2 protein-coding genes are annotated in these 2,214 nt (G+C 70.1%); one reads left to right on the top strand and one right to left on the bottom strand.

Translation table 11 applies throughout. The annotated features are described in order from the left end of the window. Positions 1-908, top strand: a 908-nt coding sequence (locus HKK72_RS38730; protein ID WP_187239349.1) for a glutathione S-transferase family protein, incomplete at its 5' end; no start/stop codon positions are given. A 45-nt stretch (positions 909-953) separates the two neighbouring features. Here the strand turns inward: HKK72_RS38730 and HKK72_RS38725 are convergent. Beyond that, on the bottom strand, positions 954-2,214 hold a 1,261-nt coding region (locus tag HKK72_RS38725), incomplete at its 5' end, for an HNH endonuclease signature motif containing protein (RefSeq protein WP_187239348.1).

The following is a 2,214-nucleotide window of genomic DNA, read 5'->3' as shown; positions in this document are numbered from 1 at the left end:
GGCTCGTCATCAACCGCGCATGCCCGTGGGCGCATCGCGTCGTCATCGTGCGCCGTCTGATGGGACTCGACGACGCCATCTCGCTGGCGGTGACCGACCCCGTCCAGGAGATCATCGACGGCGACCCCCACTGGGTCTTCACCGCCGCGACCGGCAGCCCGAACGACCTCGACCCTGTGCTCGGCATCCACGCTCTCCGCGAGGCCTACCTGGCCCGCGACCCGGGCTACGACGGCGGCGTCAGCGTCCCCGGGCTCGTCGACATCCCCACCGGCCACCTGGTGAGCAATGACTTCGATCAGCTCACCCTCGACCTCGGGTCGCAGTGGTCCGCACTCCAGCGCGAAGGCGCCCCCGAGCTCTACCCCGACGCCCTGCGCGACGAGATCGACTCACTCAACGAGGACGTCTACCGGGACGTGAACAACGGGGTCTACCGCGCGGGCTTCGCACCGGCGCAGAGCAACTACGACCGTGCGGTGACGGCACTCTTCGTACGGCTGGACGCGCTGGAGGCGCGGCTGACCCGGCAGCGGTTCCTGCTGGGAGACGCGATCACCGAGGCCGACATCCGCCTCTTCCCGACTCTGGTCCGGTTCGACGCGGTCTACCACGGCCACTTCAAGTGCAACATCCGCAAGCTGATCGAATATCCGGCGCTGTGGGCGTACGCACGCGATCTGTTCCAGACACCCGGCTTCGGCGACACGGTCGACTTCGGCCACATCCGCCGTCACTACTACTACGTGCACTCCGCCATCAACCCGACCAGGGTCGTCGCCGCGGGTCCGCATCCGGGTGGATGGCTCACCCCGCACTTCCGCGAGCAGCTCGGCGGCCGGCCGTTCGGCGACGGCACCCCGCCCGGCCCCCCACCGCTGATCGACCGCGTCCCCGCGCTGGGCTGACCCCGCGATGGGCGTGCCTGTCACGGATGCCCAGGACAGCCTGGCTCATTCCGGGGGTGAGGGCAGGACAAGGTGCCATCGGCCGGCCGGAGTCACCCACGCCAGCAGGCCCGGGAAGATCTGGACCAGCCGCCAACGCCGGTGCTGCTTGGTGCGGTGATGTCGCCGGCACAGCGGGGCGAGATTGTCCGACCTGGTCTCGCCGCCGTCAGGGCGCCCTGGGTCGTACAGTCGGGTGTGGTCCAGGTCGCACGCCGCCGACTTGCGATGGCAGGTCGGAAAGACACAGGTCTCGTGACGCCGTAGGACCAGGCGACGCATCGCGGCAGGCGGCCGGTAACCATCGTGGGCGTGCTGGCCGGTGGCCTTGCGCCACTGGTCTCTCAAGGGTTCCAGCGCCTTCTCCATCGCCTCGACGGATTCGGCGATGAGCAGGGCGATGCCGTCCATGCGCCCGGCGGCGCGCGCTTCGGTGACCAGCCGACGAAGCCGCTCGCCGGCCGCGCCCGCGAGCGCCTCGGCGATCTGCCGCTCCACGGCGGCCAGGATGTCGGTGTCGCGTACAGACCGGGTGCCCGCCTCTTCCGTCGGCAGCCCGCCCTCCGAACCGGGGTCGCCGGCCAGGCCAGGACCGCCGGCGAAGCCGGAACCACCGGGCGAGCCGGCCTGCGTAGCCTCCTCACCGCCCCGCAGACGTTGTGCCGCCTCGGGTAGCGGAAGGCCACGGAGCAGGTCACGGAACAGATCGGCCCGGATCGCGTCGAGCGAGCGCTGGTCTCCGTCCGCTCTCATGGCCTTGGAGACACAGGTCAGCCGGTTCATGATCGCTTCGACGTCCTCGGGCGCGAGATCTCGCCCGACCAGGTCGCCGGTGCCGGAGGCGTTCTCCCATGACTCCAGCCGCCGCTCCCGCTGTGCGGCCTTCTTCTTCTTATCGGCCGCCGCAGGGTCGGCCGACCTGACCGCCCGCTTGAGCCGGGCACGCAGCCTGGTGACGGTCTGCTTCCACACGCCGCCTATGACCTTCGACTCGATCCGATCGGCCAGTTCATCGTTCAAGCCGTTCAGCGCCTCGGCCATCACCTTGGCACGCCGGTAGTCGATCCGCCCGGCCACCAGCGCCGTCCAGGTCCGCAGGTGCCGCTCCGTCAGGGCTTCGGCCAGCCAGATCAGCTCGTGCGCGGCGCCGGAGGGAATCGTCAGCTCCGCCGCCACTTCGTCGACCAGTCGGTCATGGGTCGAGGACGTCCAGCGCACCTGCCCCATTCGCTCCTCGGCGTACCTGCGGCGCGTCAGCTCCGACACC

This window comes from Actinomadura sp. HBU206391 (assembly GCF_014323665.1).
Lineage (GTDB): Bacteria > Actinomycetota > Actinomycetes > Streptosporangiales > Streptosporangiaceae > Actinomadura_C.
This window is presented reverse-complemented; position numbering and strand designations above follow the sequence as displayed.